The organism is Oceanobacillus kimchii X50 (genome assembly GCF_000340475.1).
GTDB lineage: Bacteria > Bacillota > Bacilli > Bacillales > Amphibacillaceae > Oceanobacillus > Oceanobacillus kimchii.
Genome location: NZ_CM001792.1, coordinates 2674797 through 2693769, shown reverse-complemented (window position 1 = coordinate 2693769; position 18973 = coordinate 2674797). Strand labels below are relative to the sequence as shown.

At 34.5% G+C, this 18973-nt stretch carries 16 protein-coding genes; 12 read left to right on the top strand and 4 right to left on the bottom strand.

Annotated features, from left to right (window positions below):
* Positions 1 to 256: 256 nt before the first annotated feature.
* The 9 genes from asnB (at position 257) to C794_RS14060 (ending at position 10852) form a co-directional block, all read left to right on the top strand.
* Positions 257 to 2101: an asparagine synthase (glutamine-hydrolyzing) gene (gene asnB / locus C794_RS14105; RefSeq protein WP_026133812.1), complete on the top strand. Its 1845-nt coding sequence runs from the start codon at positions 257 to 259 to the stop codon at positions 2099 to 2101.
* Between the two features lie 233 nt (positions 2102 to 2334).
* Positions 2335 to 2613: a YciI family protein gene (locus C794_RS14095; RefSeq protein ID WP_017797793.1), complete on the top strand. Its 279-nt coding sequence runs from the start codon at positions 2335 to 2337 to the stop codon at positions 2611 to 2613.
* Positions 2614 to 2855: 242 nt separating this feature from the next.
* Positions 2856 to 3536, top strand: coding sequence for a FadR/GntR family transcriptional regulator (locus C794_RS14090; RefSeq protein WP_017797792.1), 681 nt, complete (start codon positions 2856 to 2858; stop codon positions 3534 to 3536).
* Between the two features lie 191 nt (positions 3537 to 3727).
* Entirely contained in the window at positions 3728 to 4291 is a 564-nt protein-coding gene (locus tag C794_RS14085; protein ID WP_017797791.1) for a chromate transporter, read from the top strand.
* Positions 4288 to 4815: a chromate transporter gene (locus C794_RS14080; protein ID WP_017797790.1), complete on the top strand. Its 528-nt coding sequence runs from the start codon at positions 4288 to 4290 to the stop codon at positions 4813 to 4815. The genes C794_RS14085 and C794_RS14080 overlap by 4 nt, the downstream gene beginning before the upstream one ends.
* An 844-nt stretch (positions 4816 to 5659) precedes the next feature.
* Entirely contained in the window at positions 5660 to 7126 is a 1467-nt protein-coding gene (locus tag C794_RS14075) for a PTS mannitol transporter subunit IIBC (protein ID WP_017797789.1), read from the top strand.
* Positions 7127 to 7142: 16 nt separating this feature from the next.
* Complete coding sequence (locus C794_RS14070; RefSeq protein ID WP_260076122.1) at positions 7143 to 9239, top strand: BglG family transcription antiterminator; 2097 nt, start codon at positions 7143 to 7145, stop codon at positions 9237 to 9239.
* Between the two features lie 13 nt (positions 9240 to 9252).
* On the top strand, positions 9253 to 9690 hold the full coding sequence (locus tag C794_RS14065) for a PTS mannitol transporter subunit IIA (protein WP_017797787.1): 438 nt from the start codon (positions 9253 to 9255) through the stop codon (positions 9688 to 9690).
* A 1-nt stretch (position 9691) separates the two neighbouring features.
* Positions 9692 to 10852, top strand: a complete 1161-nt coding sequence (locus C794_RS14060) for a mannitol-1-phosphate 5-dehydrogenase (protein ID WP_017797786.1) — start codon at positions 9692 to 9694, stop codon at positions 10850 to 10852.
* A 117-nt stretch (positions 10853 to 10969) separates the two neighbouring features.
* Here the strand turns inward: C794_RS14060 and C794_RS14055 are convergent, their stop codons facing one another.
* Positions 10970 to 11758, bottom strand: a complete 789-nt coding sequence (locus tag C794_RS14055) for a Cof-type HAD-IIB family hydrolase (protein WP_017797785.1) — start codon at positions 11756 to 11758, stop codon at positions 10970 to 10972.
* Between the two features lie 332 nt (positions 11759 to 12090).
* Positions 12091 to 13305, bottom strand: coding sequence for a S8 family peptidase (locus C794_RS14050; protein WP_017797784.1), 1215 nt, complete (start codon positions 13303 to 13305; stop codon positions 12091 to 12093).
* 295 nt (positions 13306 to 13600) lie between these two features.
* On the opposite strand from C794_RS14050, the gene C794_RS14045 reads away from it, so the two are divergent.
* A complete protein-coding gene (locus C794_RS14045; RefSeq protein WP_230199350.1) occupies positions 13601 to 14854 on the top strand; it encodes a helix-turn-helix domain-containing protein in 1254 nt (417 codons plus the stop codon).
* 5 nt (positions 14855 to 14859) lie between these two features.
* Positions 14860 to 15027 (top strand): hypothetical protein, encoded by a 168-nt coding sequence (locus tag C794_RS20875; protein ID WP_017797782.1) that lies wholly within the window; start codon positions 14860 to 14862, stop codon positions 15025 to 15027.
* Between the two features lie 86 nt (positions 15028 to 15113).
* On the opposite strand, the gene C794_RS14035 is transcribed toward C794_RS20875, so the two are convergent.
* On the bottom strand, positions 15114 to 16811 hold the full coding sequence (locus tag C794_RS14035) for a M3 family oligoendopeptidase (RefSeq protein WP_017797781.1): 1698 nt from the start codon (positions 16809 to 16811) through the stop codon (positions 15114 to 15116).
* Between the two features lie 188 nt (positions 16812 to 16999).
* On the opposite strand from C794_RS14035, the gene C794_RS14030 reads away from it, so the two are divergent.
* Positions 17000 to 17284 (top strand): hypothetical protein, encoded by a 285-nt coding sequence (locus C794_RS14030; protein ID WP_017797780.1) that lies wholly within the window; start codon positions 17000 to 17002, stop codon positions 17282 to 17284.
* A gap of 527 nt (positions 17285 to 17811) precedes the next feature.
* On the opposite strand, the gene C794_RS14020 is transcribed toward C794_RS14030, so the two are convergent.
* Positions 17812 to 18672, bottom strand: coding sequence for a CvfB family protein (locus C794_RS14020; RefSeq protein WP_017797778.1), 861 nt, complete (start codon positions 18670 to 18672; stop codon positions 17812 to 17814).
* Positions 18673 to 18973: the final 301 nt, after the last annotated feature.

Genomic DNA, 18973 nt, shown 5'->3' with positions numbered 1-18973 from the left:
CGAAGCCTCTTACTAGGAAGACGGAACTTGAAGCCTATTTAAAAAAGCGTTCTTCTTTTCCAAGTTAAGCTAAAACCGGTGCCTGCTAGAAAGTGCCGTCTGCAATGGAGATCAAACAACAGTGCATTCGGATTTTATACAAATTATCATATTATGAAATTTATTCCAAAGTAAGAATGGATTTCTAATCACTTCATGGGCACTTATGCATAAAATGTGTAGGAGGCCTTAGGTCCATTAGAAAGGGTGATTGGATTTGTGTGGAATTACAGGTTTTGTGAATTGGGGTAAAATAGCAGACAATCAGCGGTCTGTATTAGAAAAAATGACGGATACGTTATCACTACGCGGTCCAGATGATACACAACTTTGGACGAAGGGGCATACAGGTTTCGGCCATAAGCGTTTGTCGGTTGTAGACTTAGAGGGCGGAAAGCAACCAATGAGTAAGACAGTGGATGGGATAACATATACAATTTGTTATAACGGAGAACTATATAATACGGAAGATCTTCGTAAAGAGCTTCTGAAAAGAGGATATATATTTTCTACAACATCAGACACTGAAGTATTATTAACAAGTTATATAGAATGGAAAGAAGCATGTGTGGACCATTTTAATGGAATTTTTGCATTTGGAATTTGGGATGAGGAGAAAGAACAACTCTTTATGTCGCGTGATCGATTAGGGGTGAAACCTTTATTTTATTCCGAAAAGGGAAAAGGATTTATTTTTGGTTCGGAGTTAAAAGCAATTTTAGCTCATCCGGATATTTCTACAAAAGTAGACCGTACGGGACTGTCAGAAATATTTGGTCTGGGACCATCTCGTACACCTGGTCATGGACTATTTAAAGACATCGATGAACTAAGAGCAGCACATTCTTTAACTTTCTCAAAGCAGGGTCTAAAAGTATGGAGATATTGGAATATGGTAAGTGACCATCATACAGATACAGAAGAAGAAACTGCAGAAAAAGTGAGGGAGCTATTTGTAGATGCAGTACAACGGCAGCTTGTAGCGGATGTTCCAGTTTCTGCTTTTTTATCGGGAGGACTGGATTCAAGTGCGATAACTGCAATTGCAGCAAATTACTATAGAGAAAAAGGCTATGGACCATTAACGACATTTTCCATTGATTATCTTGGAAATGAACAGCACTTTCAACAAAGTAAATTTCAGCCTTCCAGTGATCGTGCTTGGATTGAAAAAATGGTAGAAGGTTTTTCCACAGATCATCATGATGAGATAATTGCGGGCCAAGAACTTGCAGTTTTACTTAAAGAGGCAGTGGAAGTTCGTGATCAGCCAGGGCAAGCAGATATTGATTCTTCGCTACTTTGGTTTTGTCGCCAAATTAAACAGCATACTACAGTAGCTTTATCTGGAGAATGTGCAGATGAGATATTTGGTGGGTATCCATGGTTCCATGATCCAACTGCAGTTGGTGATAATTTCCCTTGGATACGTTCCTTGGATTCTAGAATTGATTTATTGCATGGAGATTGGAAGAAAAAACTAGATTTAGAGAGTTATGTACAAGAACAATATCAATCTACAATAGCTGAAACACCTCGATTGGATGGAGAAAATAAAGTAGATGCAAGGCGTAGAGAGTTATTTTATTTAAATATGCAATGGTTTATGTCTCAGTTGTTAGATCGTAAGGACAGAATGAGTATGGGAGCGAGTTTGGAAGTACGTGTGCCATATGCAGACCATCGTCTAGTAGAATACGTTTGGAACGTTCCGTGGGATATCAAAATGATAAATGGTCATGAAAAAGGAATTTTACGTAAAGCGATGGAAGGTATTCTTCCAAACGAGGTGCTTTATCGAAAGAAGAGCCCTTATCCGCGAACTTTCCAACCAGAATATACAGAACAAGTAAGTCAATGGATGAATCGAATACTCGTTGATCCGAATGCGAGATTATTTGAATATATGAAAAAAGATAAAGTAGAAGCGATTGTAAAAAGTGAAGGGAAGGAATTTAAAGATCCTTGGTACGGACAATTAATGCGTGGCCCACAACTGATCGCGCATCTTTGTCAAATTGATCATTGGTTACGCCAGTATGAAGTAGAAGTAGTTGATTGATTTAGGGGTTTAAAACACCAACGATTGATTAATATAATTAGATTCTTGCAGGAGGAATATTTAGGTGAGCCTGCGGATTTACTAATTTACGGAGGTTCACCAGCCACCTGTTGGATATGCGAGTTTATACCTGCATCGCCTTTTCAAAGCCAATTGAAATTCTTTTTGAACGAATTTTTTAAGCTTTATTTGGACAAGAAGTATAGTATAATACTAGCTGAGGGAGGGATAAGATGAAATATTTTGTAGTGCTTTTACCAATGTTAGATGAAGAGAAAAGTAAACAATATCGTCAAGATCATCTTGATTTTATAGCAAAAAAAGACGCAGAAGGTCATGTTTTTGCTAAGGGAAGATTTGCTGATGGTTTTGGCGGTATGGTCATTTACATAGCGGAAGATTTAGCTAATGCTGAGTCAATAGCAAAAGAAGATCCGTATGTTGTTAAAGGAGCACGTACTTATGAGATTCATGAGTGGGAAATGACAACAAGAGCTATTTTACCAGAATAAAATATTATAAATTTGAGCCAATTACTTTATAAGTGATTGGCTCTATTTTTTTTGTGCGGATACATCTTAATTAAATTGAGGCATTGCTTTTCCTTTCTGTTATAAGTCAGAAGTTGGATTGATTTTTTTGAAAATTCCTTTTAAAATATATGTTATATTACCTAACATAGAAAGTAAATATAAATAACAGAATAAGGAAGCTAATTTATAATGGTAATTGGTTTGCATAGGGAGGGGCTTGAATGTCTAAGAAAATAAGTGCTACCGTAACAGAATATATTGTTCAGCAATTAAAAAATGAACGATATAAGATTGGTGATAAATTACCATCAGAGAGAGAATTTATGGAATTACTTCATGTTGGTCGTTCATCCATACGTGAATCTTTGAACACATTAGAAGATATGGGGGTTGTAGAAAAAAGAATGGGAATTGGCGTGTTTGTCAAACAATTGAGAGTGAACCAACTTGCTGATGCGTATGTAGTTGCTTCCTTATTAGATAATCATTGTTCAAGAGAACTACTGGATTTTCGTTTTATTTTAGAAGTGGAAATGGCTGGAAGAGCAGCTTGTTTTGCGAGTAAACAAGATCTCATACAAATGGAGGAAGCAATTTATTTACATCAAAAAGCAATCGATCAGAAGACATCATTTATCCAAGCGGATGAATTATTTCACCAAGCAATTATAGTAGCATCAAATAATCATGTTATTAAGCATGTTTATCAAAGTCTTCATGATTTAGTACAAGATACACTTTATCAGAAATGGGATACAGTAGATTCGGATAAGTGCTTTGAAGAACATGTGAAAATTTATGAAGCGATAAAAACACATCAAGAAACCAATGCGAAACAAATGATGATGGAACATTTACATGCGCATTGGGCTACTCCATCCAATTTCGAATCACTCCACTAATGACCCCGTGTGATGCAATAGAGACATTAAAATATTCATTTTTTCATTAATACTTTTTAAAGAATCAATAAGTACATTCCTTCACCATAATGAATTTCAACTGGTTGCACAAACTATAGGTAACTGATATAGAGCAAATATGGTATTCTTTACTTATAAGTAATTATTTGAACTAAGAAGGAAATGGCGTAATGAAAAAACATTGGCATATTTTTATTGCATTTTTTCGAGTAGGGATGCTTGGATTTGGGGGAGGTCCAGCCTCTATACCATTAATTCAAAAAGAGGTAGTCCAGAAATATCATTGGATGGATGATGAAGAGTTTAGTGATATATTAGCGATTGCAAATACATTACCAGGCCCTGTTGCAACCAAACTTGCAGGATATATCGGTTATCGAGTCTCTGGTTGGATAGGTATGCTTAATTCTTTGATTGCTTCTGTTATACCTACAGTAATTTTACTCATTATTTTATTACGTACCCTTTCGGGAATTAGTGAATTTGATTGGGTGAAAGGGATGACAGCAGCAGTTATAGCAGTTGTAGGTATGATGATGGCTGTTTTGACATGGCAATTTATACAAAAAGCAGGAAAAGGTTTAGGCTGGATTATAACAATAATAATGATTATTATTATGTTTATATTGCTTCAGGTTATCCATATACATCCGGGAATTGTCATTGCAGTGCTACTTATTTTAGCACTCGCACTACCTGTGAAAAAGCAAGGAAAAGAAGGTGATCCCTCTTGATATATTGGGAAATTTTTGTAGCTTTCTTTGTTCCTGGGATACTCGGATACGGTGGAGGACCAGCATCTATTCCGCTTGTGGAAAATGAGGTAGTACGAAATTTTGAATGGATGACTACACAAGAATTTGGTGAACTACTTGCATTTGCTAATTCTTTACCAGGTCCGATTGCTACAAAATTAGCAGGATATATTGGATTTGAAGTAGGTGGTTATTTAGGTGCTGGAATTGGGCTATTTGCTAGCTTGGCTCCTTCATTAATATTGATGATTTTACTTGGAGGAATTTTAATAAAATATAAGAAATCTCCACGTGTTAAAAGACTTACTCTATTTGTACAACCTGTAATTGCAATATTGTTAGGTGTATTAGCTTGGAATTTTTGGAATGAAGCGTACATAGGAATTGGGTTTTGGCAAACAGCAATTATTGTAGTTATAAGTTATTATTTAATTGAGAGAAAAAATGTTCATCCAGCATTTATTATTGCAGGAGCGTTATTATATGGCGGTTTTTTCCTGTAAATCCGTTTTTGGAAAAGTTGTAATCTAGATTGCTTTTCAAAAAAAGAATAGTAATTATGACAGTGGACCAAATTATGTATTCAAAATATAAATCCGAATGAATTGGGTTTAAAAAGCTTCCAAAATATACTACGTTTATTCAACAGTAATATACAATTGGTGATCTTTAGTTAAGGTCACCTAGGTCGCCATTTCACAATACAAAACTCATTTTACAAGTAAATGAAATATGACTCTCATTAAAACTAATTATGATGTTTTCCTGGGTGTTTACTTGTGATCCTACACATAACGATCAGTAATACCTATTCTAAATTTCCTAGACAATAATCTTTGCGAAATAAGTTATTTTGGGATTAAATGTCTGTTACTATCTTACAATCAGTGGAGGGAAAAACGAAATATTCAATGATTGTAAGCTTTTTTCTCAAAACCACAAAAGCATAAAAAAGCTAAAAAAGTAGCTAAATCCGCATAAAACTTACGCTCATACCTACAACAACTCCCCACTGTCATTAAACCTTCCCTGAATCATATTTCACAAGAATATACACTCTGAATCATTGGAATATACAGCGGTTACTATTCAATCAGCTCATTATGGTCCAGATTAAAGATTGTGATGATATTTACATGTAAGGGCGACATTTTGTCCAAATTTATAAGATGTTAACAACGTTTTTTCAATCGTAACTGGGAACAGAAAGTTATTTACTATAAGCACAAATTTATATTTGGCAACAATTAATTGCCAAATTCACATTAAGATAGTGTTGTAAGCGGATTCCTGAATACCATAAAATAAAGGTAGATACAATAAATATAGAAAAAAGGGGAGTTTGTTATGTCTGAAAAACAATCTGGCTTTCGTGCAAAAGTACAGAAATTTGGTAGTTATCTAAGTGGAATGATTATGCCAAACATCGGTGCTTTTATCGCATGGGGAATAATTACAGCTTTATTTATACCAGACGGTTGGTGGCCGAATGAAGACTTGGCAGGATTAGTAGATCCAATGATCCTATATCTATTGCCATTATTAATTGGTTTTACTGGTGGACGTATGGTTTACGATATTCGTGGAGGAGTCGTAGGTGCGACTGCAACAATGGGAGTAATCGTTGGAGCAGATGCACCAATGTTTTTAGGAGCAATGTTAATGGGTCCATTAGCTGCTTACTTGATGAAGAAATTTGACGGTGTGTTCCAACACAGAATTCGTCAAGGTTTTGAAATGTTATATAATAACTTTTCAGCAGGTATACTAGCGGCAATCATGGCGATTATTGCACTAAAAGCAATTGGTCCAATTGTATCAGGATTAAACACCGCACTTGCTGCTGGAGTAGAAGTAATTGTTAATGCGGGATTATTGCCATTGGCAAATATCATTATTGAACCAGCAAAAATCTTATTTCTTAATAATGCAATTAACCATGGGATATTAACTCCATTAGGTGCTGATCAGGCTTCAGAGATTGGAAAATCAATTTTATTCCTTATGGAAGCAAACCCTGGTCCTGGACTTGGAATTTTACTAGCGTTTGCTATTTTTGGTAAAGGGGTTTCCAAAGCATCTGCACCAGGTGCTGCAATAATTCAATTTTTAGGTGGTATTCATGAGATTTATTTCCCGTATGTTCTTATGAAACCAATGCTTATCTTAGCTGCAATTGGGGGTGGAGTCACAGGAGTATTCACACTACAATTATTTGATGCAGGGTTACGTGCGGCAGCATCTCCAGGTAGTATTTTTGCAGTATTAGCTATGACAGCTTCTGATAGTTATATTGGAGTTATTTTAAGTGTTATTTTAGCAACTGCTGTTTCCTTTATTATTGCTGCAGTTATCTTGAAATCATCGAAGTCGGATGACGAAGGGGATTTAAGTGCTTCTACAGAAAAAATGGAAGCAATGAAAGGAAAAGAAAGTAGTGTAGCAGATACATTGAAAGGGAATCAGAATAATGAGAATACTTCTGAAGTAAATGGCGAAGATGCTGTACCAGAAACACCTGTAAAAGATGTATCACAAGTAGATAAAATAATCTTTGCATGTGATGCTGGAATGGGCTCAAGTGCTATGGGTGCATCATTATTAAAGAATAAATTTAAGAAGAACGATATCAATATCGATGTCACGAACAAAGCGATTAATGAAATACCTGATGATGCCGATATTGTAATTACTCAAAAAACGTTAACAAATCGCGCGAAGGCTAAATTGCCGACTGCAGAGCATATTTCTGTAGAGAACTTCTTAAACAGTCCTAAATATGATGAGCTTGTAGAACGTTTGAAAAATAAATAATTATTATTGGAGGTGAATGGTCTTGTATCTTTCTAGTCGTGAGCGACATATACTGAAGATTCTTTTAGAGGCGGAAAAGGAAATGCCAGTAAAAGATATTGCCGGTCAACTTGGCGTAAGTATTCGGACCATTCACCGTGAAATAAAAAAGACGGAGAAAGTGCTTGAAGATTATCAACTGAATCTTACTAAAAAGACAGGAACAGGTATTATAATCCAAGGTTCTTTGGAAAATAAAAATGTCTTACAACAAGCTATTGAAGAGTTGTCTTCTGCGGAATTAACCGAAGAAGAAAGACAGGTGATATTGTTATATACATTATTGCAATTTCGGGATCCCGTGAAATTATTTCACTTGGCAACCGAGCTAAATGTGACGATTGCCATGGTAAGTCAAGATTTAAACAAGTTAGAATCTCAAGTGAAATCTTTCGGGCTTAGTTTAATTAGAAAAAAAGGATATGGCGTTCGAATTGAAGGGGACGAAGCACGGAAAAGATCCGTGCTCAGTCACCTTATTTCCCGTCATATTGACCCTTTTCAATATGTAGAGAAGTTAAAAGAAAGAATTCAAGAGGATGTAGCTAAATCAGATACCATTTCAGCTCGTTTACTTGGACTGGTTGATGCCGATAAACTGGATAAAATTGAAGAGCAAATTCAACGTATGCGACACCAACTGCCTTATGATCTTGCTGATAGTGCATATATAGGTTTAGTCGTTCATCTTGCTTTAGCAATTGAACGATTACAAAAAGGAGATACCATTCATTTCGATGATGGATACAAAGAACAAATCAAAGATAAACAAGAATATAAAATTGCTGCAGAGATTATAGACCATTTAGAAGAAGCTTTCTCTTTATCTATCCCAGAAGATGAAATAGGCTATATTACGATGCATTTAATGGGAGCTAAGTTAAGAGAGAACCAAAATTATCTTTTAGAGGAATCGAGTATGGATATAGCTTATAAAGCAAAAGAATTAATACGCTTTGTAAGCAATGAAATGAATATTGATGTTACAACTAACAATCGGTTTTTAAATGATTTAACGACACATTTAAAACCAGCTGTATATCGCCTAAAGCAACAAATGAATATTAATAACCCAATGATTGATGAAATTAAAAAAGATTATGTTGAACTGTTTGAAGTAGTCGATAAAGCTATTCAACATGTATTCCCAAATATTGCGTTTCCGGATGAAGAAATAGGTTATATCGTGCTTCATTTTGCAGCCACGTTTTTACAGACTGATTCACAATCAGATATAAAGGTTCTTGTTATTTGTTCAAGTGGGATTGGGACTTCAAAAATGTTAGCTTCTAAATTGAAGAATACATTTCCTGAGATAAGTATCGCAAATCATCAATCTCTATTTGACTTGAATGAAGAGACATTGTCAGGATATGATGTTATTGTATCAACGGTTGCTTTGGAAGATATTAATCGAAGTTATGTATTAATATCTCCATTGCTAACGGACGAAGAAGCAAGGAAAATAAAAGTAGAATTGAGAAAAAGTAAAATTACAGCTCCAATTAAAAAGCAGCAAATGGAAAGAAGAAATAGTCAGGATGATTTTGTTGCCAAACTTTATTCTATGCAACTTTATTCAAAAGCTATGATTCAATTAATTAATAATTTGAAAGTCACTACTTTAGCAAAGAATACAGATATGCTGTCTTATTTACAGTTAATTGGCAAAGAAATAGAACAAGCAGAAATAGTTACACAAGCCGATTTTATTTTAGAAAAACTAGTGGAACGCGAACAACAGGGAGGGTTAGGAATACCTTTATCTCAGCTTGCATTGTTCCACACTCGTTCAGAATGGGTTCAGGGGCCGTATCTTCGGGTATATGAATTGGAACAACCGATTTATTTAAAAGGAATGGATAATACTCCGATGATGATAAAACGAATTCTACTAATGTTGGCTCCACAATCATCTGATTCAGAAGTGTTAAATATTTTAAGTTTTATTAGTGGCTTATTTATACAAAAAGAAGAGAATATTCGAATTTTTGAATATGGAACAGAGGAAGATATTCATCAATTTCTGGCAAATGAGTTTCAAAATTTTATGAACGAAAAATTTCACGAGTAGGAGTGCATACATCATGGCAAAAGAAATTTTAAGCAAAGAAAATATTCAATTAGGTGTTGAAATTTCATCAAAAGAAGAAGCAATTCGTTATACTGGAGAAATTTTATTCCGTAATGGTTATGTAGAGAAAACGTATATTGAAAAAATGCTTGAACGAGAAGAATTAACTTCAACATTTATGGGAAATGCACTAGCGATTCCTCATGGAACAGAAGATGCAAGAGAAATGGTAAATGAAACAGGGTTATCTGTTGTAACTGTGCCAAAAGGTGTAGATTTTGGAGATGGAAATGAAGTGCAAATTTTAATTGGAATTGCGGGTAAAGGTGATGAACATTTGGAAATTCTGTCTCAAATTGCGATTATTTGTTCTGAAGTTGAAAATGTCGAGAAATTAGTAGCTGCAAGTACTAAAGAAGAAATTTTAGGACTCCTTCGAGAGGTGAACTAATATGAAAACAGCAGTCCATTTTGGAGCAGGAAATATTGGCCGAGGTTTTATCGGACTTTTACTTGATCAATCAGATTACCAAACCATTTTTATCGATGTAAATAGTCGAGTTATTGAAGAAATTAATAAACAAAAATCATATCATGTTTACCTTGCAGGTGAAGAAAAACAAGAATTAACAGTAAGTCATATTATTGGGATTAATAGTGTGGAAGAGCCAGATGCTGTTACAAAAGCTATCGTGAAAGCTGATGTAGTTACTACTGCAGTTGGACCAACAATTCTTCCAATTATTGCAAAGGTAATTTCTAAAGGATTGCAAGAAAGAGCAAAGCAAAATAAACGACCCTTAAATATCATTGCTTGTGAAAATATGGTTGGCGGAAGTTCATTGTTAAAAGAGCATGTATATGAATCAATAGAGGCTAACGAAGTAGGCGACTTTGAAAAATTATATGGTTTTCCTAATGCTGCAGTAGATCGAATCGTTCCTAATCAAACAAATCAGAATATATTAGATGTAATGGTTGAACCCTATTATGAGTGGGTAGTTGAGAAAAAAGCGATCGTCGATGAGCTACCCTCAATTACTGGGATTACCTATGTAGATGACCTTGCACCTTATATTGAACGTAAATTGTTTACAGTAAATACGGGACATGCTATTCCGGCATACGTAGGAACATATTTAGGCTATGATACTATTGTGGAAGCAATGAAAGATTCACTTATTGATAATACTATACATGGTGCCTTATCTGAATCAGGAGAAGCATTAATTCAAGCATATGGTTTCAATCGCGAAACTCAACAAGAGTATGTGGATAAAATCATTCAGCGTTTCAAAAATCCTTATATATCAGATGATGTAAAACGAGTTGCACGTGGGCCTATTCGAAAATTAAGTGCAAAGGATCGCTTAGTAAAACCAGCTTTAATGTATATTGAATATACAGGAAGAACACCTGTTTATTTAGCGAAGACAATCGCTGCAGCTTTATTATTTAATAATGAAGAAGACGGAGAAGCATTAGAATTACAAAAGAAAATTACAAATACTAGTTACCAAGAAGCTTTTGTAGAAGTAAGTGGTTGTGATGTAGACTCTATACTTACAAAGTCAGTAATGGAGCAGCTTCGCCTACTACAAGATAAGAAGTAGGAAATAAAGCCTAGAATGAAGAAAGGCACAAAATCGCTGCCATCATTCTAGGCTTTTCAATTAGTAAGGGATATTCATTTAGTACTGTTATTTACTCATGATAATAACGTTATAAAATTATTCTTTAACGACTCCTAATTGTTTCAAGCCATAAAAAATTCCATCTTCCTCTGATGATTTAGTTTGATAATCTGCGTATTGAACCAGTTCGCTATCTGCATTCCCCATCGCAAATCCAACACCAACTGTTTGTAGCATTTCTTTATCATTCATACCATCACCGAAAGCAATTGAATTTTCTATTGGGATATTAAGTTCATGTAGTACACGCTTAATTGCTTCTCCTTTATTCATATTAATACGAATAATATCAAATGCAGATACAACTCCATTAACATTTACTTGAGAAGGACGAATATTATCATTAATAATATAGTGACTAGCTTCATTAGGGTGCACATTTAATGCAGTAATACCAAGAATTTGGTCATTGAGACTTTTATCAAATAATTCATTTTTCCGTAGCTGAAAGATCTCTTTGAAAGTTTGAACAAAATCATCTTCGAATGTTGTAAAATGATTTTTATCCTTTGTATATAAAATAAGTTCATGGTTTTCACTTTTAGCTACACTTAAAAACGTATCTACATCATTCTCCGGCATAGGCTCATTTAATATCGTTTTTCCTTTATATTTTGCATAGGCACCGTTGTAACCAATTAATGATTCAACACCAAGTTCGTCTGCTAAATCATCAATTTCAATAATTGGTCTTCCCGTACAAAGAAAAACTTCTATTCCTTGTTTTTTCACTTGTTCAATTGCTATTTTTGTATGTTCGGAATATGTATGATCCGGTCGTAAAATAGTTCCATCAATATCTAAGAAAAGTGCTTGATAATTCATTGTATTCTCCTTATCTTAACGTAATTAGACTTATTTTATCATATTGGCTATCACGTATTCACATATTTACTGTAAATTAACGTGAAATACAAGGATTTACTTAAGTTAAATCTGAATGAGCCTTTTTGCAATCCTTCAAAAATTTCCTCCGCTTATTTTACGGTGTATGAGCTTTTGTTTAACTATAGGGATTTGCTCTTTACTTTATTCCCAGAGAAGTCTCACTGATTTTGATTATTTTCCAGCCTATATCCAAAATTTATTGACCAAACTTCAGCGCATAAAAAATTCCCCTTCAAAAAGTGAAGGGGAAGGGGGCACGTTTTCAAAGATTAATAGTTTACTGCATCAAATGAATTGATTAATCCATGTTGGAAGTAATAACCTGTTCCGCTAATTGGTGTTGCTGTATTTTCAATCGAACGACGAACCTCGCTATTATCTTTACCTTGTGAGGCGAGTAATGCAGCTAAACCAGCAACGTGTGGAGAAGCCATTGAAGTTCCTGATAAATAGACATATCTATTTGATGGGTATGTTCCTGCAATTTCAACACCTGGTGCAGTTACATCCACCCAACTTCCATAGTTTGAAAAGCTAGCTATATTATTATTTTCATCAACTGCTCCAACTGCGATAGCATTATCATATGATGCTGGTTCAAATGTTGTAGACGTACTACTATTTCCTGCTGCTGCTACAACTACAGAACCACTATCCCAAGCATAATCGACAGCATCTTCCATTGCTTGTGTATCACAATTACAACCTAAGGAAAGGTTAATAACTTCTGCACCATAATCTGCTGCGTAAATAATACCATCAACGATATTTGCTAAACTTCCGCTACCACTGCTATCTAGAACTTGAACAGCTAATATAGAAGTGTCTGGAGCTACGCCAGCAATTCCTAACCCGTTATTTGTTTCTGCAGCTGCTGTTCCAGCTACATGCGTACCATGTCCATTACCATCCATAGGGTTGTTATTATTATTAACAAAATTATATCCAAGAATCGTCTTATCATCTAAATCTTCATGATTATAATCCACTCCGGTGTCAAGAACGGCAACAACTTGATTTGAATTACCGGTTGTCACATCCCAAGCTGAGGTTGTTTCTGTTGTAAATAATCCATATTGATAACTAATATCAAAGAATGGATCATTTGGTGTGTAAGTTGCATTCATAATATAATTTGGTTCGACATATTCAATTTGAGAATTGTTACTTAAAGTTTGTACTACTTGATCTACATCCTTTACTTTTAAAACATTAAAAGGAGAGTCTACTACATTTTCATCAACAAGAATTTCGGCATTAATATCACTTAATACGTCTTGTTGCATATTCATGGACATATCCTCTTTGAACTTAACGAGAACTTCTCCTTCAACATAAGGGGCTTGTTTGTTATAAGAGTCTGAAATACTTGGGTTTTTTTCTGTGTCAATCCCGATGTTCCTGTCCGTTGCAGCATCCGTGGCCAATGGTGAAGTAATTAATAAAGTTGCTAACGCTAATCCGCCAAAAATTTTGCTTTTCATCATGATTCCTCCTTTTAAGATATGTTTATACATATTCTTTAAAATTTCGGAGAATCCTGCTAATCAAAGGTTGGGAAAAACTATAAGAATGTTAGAAGATAAATCCATCGTAAAACTATTTTTTTCGAAAATAATAATGTAAAAGACTTATTTCCAGCTTTTAAAATTATCCTAACAAATTGAAATATAAATTTGGTTGATAAATCAAAAAATTTAGATAAAAATAAATGGTGAGTTTTTACATTTTATGGTAAAATAAATGAAAATTAATATAGAGGGGGATGAATATCGATTGGTGCATTTTGGCTATATGCTTAAATTTTATAGACAAGAGCAAAAAATGACGCAATCCGAACTCGCCGATGGTATTATATCAATTTCTTATTTATCAAAGATTGAGAATAAGTATGTCGACCCTCCGGATGAAATAAAAGAATTACTCTGTAGTAAATTAGGAATCAATGAAACACAATTACGACAAGTCCCTATTTTAGATTTGTGTCAAAAATGGTTTCAATCCTTGTTTTTAAGAAATATAAACTCTTCAGTCATGTTATACAAGCTGTTATGTAGTAATAAACAACTTATTACTGTTCAGGATATGAATCATCTCTTTGAAATTCATAAATTAAGGTACTATTTAATCCAAAATGACAAACAGAAGATAGAGGAGCAATTTCAAAAGCTTCAATTACTCTCTCCTTATTTTACAGATGCGGAATCCTTTTATTGGTTGAAATTTATTGGACAGTACTATTTTTCACGAGAGAAATATAAGAAAGCAATTGATTATTTTCAAAAGTCGTTGGATCGATTAACTTATATTGAAGTATCAAAAAAAGAAGAGAAACACGATGTATTCTATATGATTGCCTTATCTGCAAGTTACATTCGAGAAACCTATACGACACTCATCCATGCTCAACAAACCTTAATTTATTATCAAAAGCAATATAACTTCAAACGAACAGCGCAATGTTATTTATTATTGGGTATTTCTCATTCTAGAATGCAGGACTATGAAGCTGCGATGAACAGCTACCAACAAGCAAAAAAAATTGCTGATCGAATCAACAATATAAATTTACAAACAAAATGTTACCAAAATATTGGATATTTATTTTCTGAATGCAAGCAATCGGAACAGGCCATAGAATATTATAAAAAAAGTTTTGTACTAAGAGCTGAACCAGAGAAGCAATTATACCCAATTATTGGATTGATGAAAGAATACTATCGTATCCATGATTTAATTCATGCAAAAGAGTGGTTAGATAAAGGACTAGCTATTGTGGAAGAAGATGATCAATCGATATATCGGTATGAGTTAGACGTGTATAATCAATTAATAAATAAAGTATCATCGAAATTAGAAGAAATTATTTTGGAGAAAATTATACCATTTGCTGATGAGAAACAATTATATTTGAAGAAAACTGCTTATCTAGAAATATTAGCTACACATTATTATGGTCAAAGAAAATACAAACTAGCAGCTACCTATTACAATCATGCACTCCATACAACAAAAGCTGTTGAAGGGAGGTGATTAAGATGAAAAAGATCAATTATCTTTTAGGAATCGTTTTTCTGCTTACTGTAATGGTAATTGTTCCTGGGAACGTTGGAGCAGAGAAATTCGATTTAATGTCATCCACTTACCAACCAACTGAAGAAGAGCATCCAGATCCAAGCGAAGAAGAACATCCAGATCCTAGCTAAAAATAAAAGTGTTGGGACAAACTGTTCTTTTTGGAAATAGTTTGTACCAACACCTTTTTTGTAACTCTTTTAGAAATTATCAAGCTTTATAAGCTGTTATCATCAATGGATTCTAAGTAATCTTTAATTATTTTTACTACAGAGGCAACTGTACCTTCTTCAAAAGGAGATTGTAAATTACCTTCTTTTAAAAGTTGGAGAAATGGCTTAGATCCACCTAGTTTGCATAATTTTACATAATCTTCCCAAGCAGATTCATTATCTTCTTGCGCTTTCTTCCAAAATTGGAATGCGCAAATTTGTGCTAATGTATAATCAATATAATAAAAAGGATCTTCATAGATATGACCTTGTTTTTGCCAGAATCCACCAGCTTCTAGATTTGGAATACCATCATAATCCCGGTGTGGTAAGTAAATTTCCTCAAGTTTTTTCCACGCTTGTTTTCTTTCTATAGGAGTCCATTCAGGATTTTCGTAAACTAAATGTTGAAATTCATCTACCGCAACACCATAAGGAATAAATTGTAAAGCATCAGATAAATGAGCATATTTATACTTTTCTACCTCATCTCCAAAGAATTCTTTCATCCAAGGGTAGGTAAAGAACTCCATACTCATCGAATGTATTTCAGCTGATTCACTTGTTGGAAAATAATACTCTGGCACACTGTAATTTCTACTGCTATAAACCTGGAAAGCGTGACCAGCTTCGTGTGTTAAAACATCAATATCATCCGATGTTCCATTGAAATTAGCAAAGATGTATGGAGAGGAATAATCCTCAATAAACGTACAATATCCTCCAGCTTCTTTTCCTTTCTTTGCTTCTAAATCCATAAGCTCATGATCTAACATAAATTGAAAGAACTCACCTGTCTCCTTTGATAACTCTTGATACATTTTCTTTCCGTTTTCAATAATCCATTCTGGAGATCCTTTAGGTGTAGCATTGCCAGAAGGAAACACAAAGCTTTCGTCATATGCTTTCAGTTTATCGACACCAATTCGTTTTGCTTGTTTTTTATATAGTTTCGTAGCTATTGGCACTATGACATCACGTACTTGTTGTCGGAATACCTCCACCATATTTGCATTGTAATCTACTCGCTGCATACGTAGATACCCAACTTCAATAAAATTATCATATCCTAGCTTTTGGGCAATTTCATGTCGGACTTTAACTAAATCATCGTAGATCCGATCTAATGCTTCTTCATTTTCAACAAAGAAACTCTGAGCTGCCTTCATCGCATCTTTACGCACACTACGATCTTTATGTTGTGCAAAAGGACCTAATTGAGCTAAAGTATATGTTTTGCCTTTGAATTCGATATCTGCAGAAGCAATTAACTTAGAGTACTCCGAAGAAAGTTTGTTTTCTTGTTGAAGCAGAGGTATAATTTCTTTTGAAAAAGCTTTTACCTTGCAAGCTGCTAAATCAAAAAGTTGTGAACCATACTCTTTTCGTAAATCTTTTTCAAATGGTGATTCAAACAATGCTTTATAGAAGCTTGTCACCATTTCTTGTATTTCGGGTTCAATTAAGTCAAAGTGATCCCGTTCTTGTTGATAATATTCATCCTTTGTGTCAATAGAAGCACGAATATATACGAGATTATACATTGTATAAAGGTTATTCCTTAACTGATTAATTTCATCAATAGCTTTTTTAGCTTGTTTCACATCTGGTGCACTTTTAAAAACGTCCACCAATTGATGGAATTTATCTTTGCTCTTTTCTATATCCGGACGTTCATATATATAGTCTTTAAATGTCAGCATTATATTTCCTCCCTCTTTTCTTTATGGTAACTTATTTCGACATTGGGTAATGAGATTCCTTGTTATGGATATAATTAATTGTATTAGAGAAATTGTCTGCCTACAATATTGGTACTGTAATTGACTTTCTAAACATTCAATTGTAGACTTGAGTTAGAGTAATTTATTTTTGTGATGAGGTGAAAGATATGGTCGAATCTGTAATTACGATTGGGGCTATTTTGACAGCGGTAACAGCAGTTGCGAGTATTTTCTTAGTTAGAATGTCTTCTAAAAAATCGCATGCTGGATACTATCCGAACTTTTTATTAGCAATAGTAGGTTTATTATTAATTCTAGTCTCTTCAGTTGCACCAAAAGTTGACATTATGGGGGCAGGATTTGGCGGACTTGGCATCGCTTGTTTATTCGCTTCCGCTCTAGGCTTTATAATTTCATCCGTAATGGATTCTTATAAGAACGCAGAAGCCTAAAGAAAAAAGCAGAATCTGTTTAATTGCAGACTCTGCTTTTTTCTTTGTTTTAAAGTAAGAAAGTATAAATATTTGGACGTCATATTTTCGTAGACAGAAATAGCCGTCCAGCTACAGCGCGCAGAAAATAGGAAACTTCATGAAATTGATATACGTTAAAGAAGACTGCCGAATGCTCTTTATGAGGCTTAGTCTTACTTATACCATTGCGGTGATAATCATCATCAGCTCTTCCCTCACCACGATTCCTTTATCTTAAAGGAAGAGGAAGTTCGCCCTTTGTCGAAGCACCCCTAAAAATAGGGACGAACTAGCTAAATGGGCGCTTCCGCTTTTGTTCTGAGTAAGGAGTGGGAGAATGAGTGCCGAGAATATAGAGAAGAAGTCAAACTGGTAACTCATAATAGAGATGGGTTACCTTATTTCTGTAAAAAAGTAAAAGTGGTAATTCATAAAGGAGATGAGTGACCAGGAATCGGGAAAAAACAGAAAAGAGGCGCTCATAAGATAGCGAGCGCCTCTTCATATTATTCTAATAGAATGGTCTGTCCATTTTCTTGTTTTACTTTTCCTTCTTTAAGTAATCTTCCTAATGCCCGTTTAAAGGCAGCTTTACTAATTTGAAAAGTAGCTCTTATTTCTTCTGGTTCACTTTTATCGTGGAACGGAATGGTACCATGATTATCTTTTAAATGTTTTAGAATTAAGTCCGCGTCCTCATCGAGACTATCTTGTTTTAATGGTCGCAAAGAAATGTTGATAGAACCATCTTCTTTTACTGCAATTACTCTACCTTCAACTACTTGTCCGACTCGTGGCTCTTCCTTTCTTTCTGTATGATGGATAAATCCCCGATATCCCTCGGTCGTCAGTAAGGCAGCCCCTTCTTTTTCAGTATGATAAACCGTCCCACGTACTTTATCATGAATGATGTTTTCGGGAGCAGCAAATACTTCATTTGCAATAATGTCTTCCTCTGCTGGCACAGCTAATAAGCGACCTTTTTTATCTACTTTAAGGGTGATGAATAAACGGTCACCTGATTTTGGCCACGTATCTCTATATAATGGTAAGTCATCTTTAGATACAAGTATGTCTTTCACGATACCGATAGACACAAATACACCTAGTCTTGGAATGACACCTACTACTTCTGCCCAATCATATATACCAACTGTAATAAATGGTAAACGAGCAGAAGAAATTATCTTCCCTTGTTTATCGGTATAGAGGAAAACATCAACTTCTTGATCAATCTCCAATTGTTCTTCTGTTTCCTTGTTGTGTAGTAAAGCTTCTTCTCCAAATGCAGTAAGTACATATCCCGTATCTATTTTTCGTAATACTTTCATTGTTACAATTGAGCCTAGTGGTAATTCTGTTTGCATTCACAACAATCCTTTCTTCGTTTGGTTTTATGTATGGATTGGAAAAAGGGTACCCTTTTTAAAAGAGTACCCTTTTATAGTTAAAGTAACACTTTATAATTTTTTCATTCTAAGATTAAACTTATTTTTTATATCATTTACCGCGGTTATTTTCCTACTTGATGTTTCTACTTAAGCAATGTAAGCCCTACCTGCTCTTACATCCTTGCGACCCCTTAGTCGCGCCAGTGTGAATAAGCATCTTCCCTAAAACATAGCAGAATGCCAGATCATCACTAAATGTTACTTCTTAACTAATACA

What these genes read in the sequence shown, in the direction of transcription:
- C794_RS14055 (WP_017797785.1), bottom strand. Translation starts at nt 11,758, where the DNA reads ATGAATTATCAAGCACTTTTCTTAGATATTGATGGAACTATTTTACGA.
- C794_RS14075 (WP_017797789.1), top strand. Translation starts at nt 5,660, where the DNA reads ATGTCTGAAAAACAATCTGGCTTTCGTGCAAAAGTACAGAAATTTGGT.
- C794_RS14085 (WP_017797791.1), top strand. Translation starts at nt 3,728, where the DNA reads ATGAAAAAACATTGGCATATTTTTATTGCATTTTTTCGAGTAGGGATG.
- C794_RS14065 (WP_017797787.1), top strand. Translation starts at nt 9,253, where the DNA reads ATGGCAAAAGAAATTTTAAGCAAAGAAAATATTCAATTAGGTGTTGAA.
- C794_RS14030 (WP_017797780.1), top strand. Translation starts at nt 17,000, where the DNA reads ATGGTCGAATCTGTAATTACGATTGGGGCTATTTTGACAGCGGTAACA.
- C794_RS14070 (WP_260076122.1), top strand. Translation starts at nt 7,143, where the DNA reads ATGGTCTTGTATCTTTCTAGTCGTGAGCGACATATACTGAAGATTCTT.
- C794_RS14060 (WP_017797786.1), top strand. Translation starts at nt 9,692, where the DNA reads ATGAAAACAGCAGTCCATTTTGGAGCAGGAAATATTGGCCGAGGTTTT.
- C794_RS14095 (WP_017797793.1), top strand. Translation starts at nt 2,335, where the DNA reads ATGAAATATTTTGTAGTGCTTTTACCAATGTTAGATGAAGAGAAAAGT.
- C794_RS14020 (WP_017797778.1), bottom strand. Translation starts at nt 18,672, where the DNA reads ATGCAAACAGAATTACCACTAGGCTCAATTGTAACAATGAAAGTATTA.
- C794_RS20875 (WP_017797782.1), top strand. Translation starts at nt 14,860, where the DNA reads ATGAAAAAGATCAATTATCTTTTAGGAATCGTTTTTCTGCTTACTGTA.
- C794_RS14050 (WP_017797784.1), bottom strand. Translation starts at nt 13,305, where the DNA reads ATGAAAAGCAAAATTTTTGGCGGATTAGCGTTAGCAACTTTATTAATT.
- C794_RS14035 (WP_017797781.1), bottom strand. Translation starts at nt 16,811, where the DNA reads ATGCTGACATTTAAAGACTATATATATGAACGTCCGGATATAGAAAAG.
- C794_RS14090 (WP_017797792.1), top strand. Translation starts at nt 2,856, where the DNA reads ATGTCTAAGAAAATAAGTGCTACCGTAACAGAATATATTGTTCAGCAA.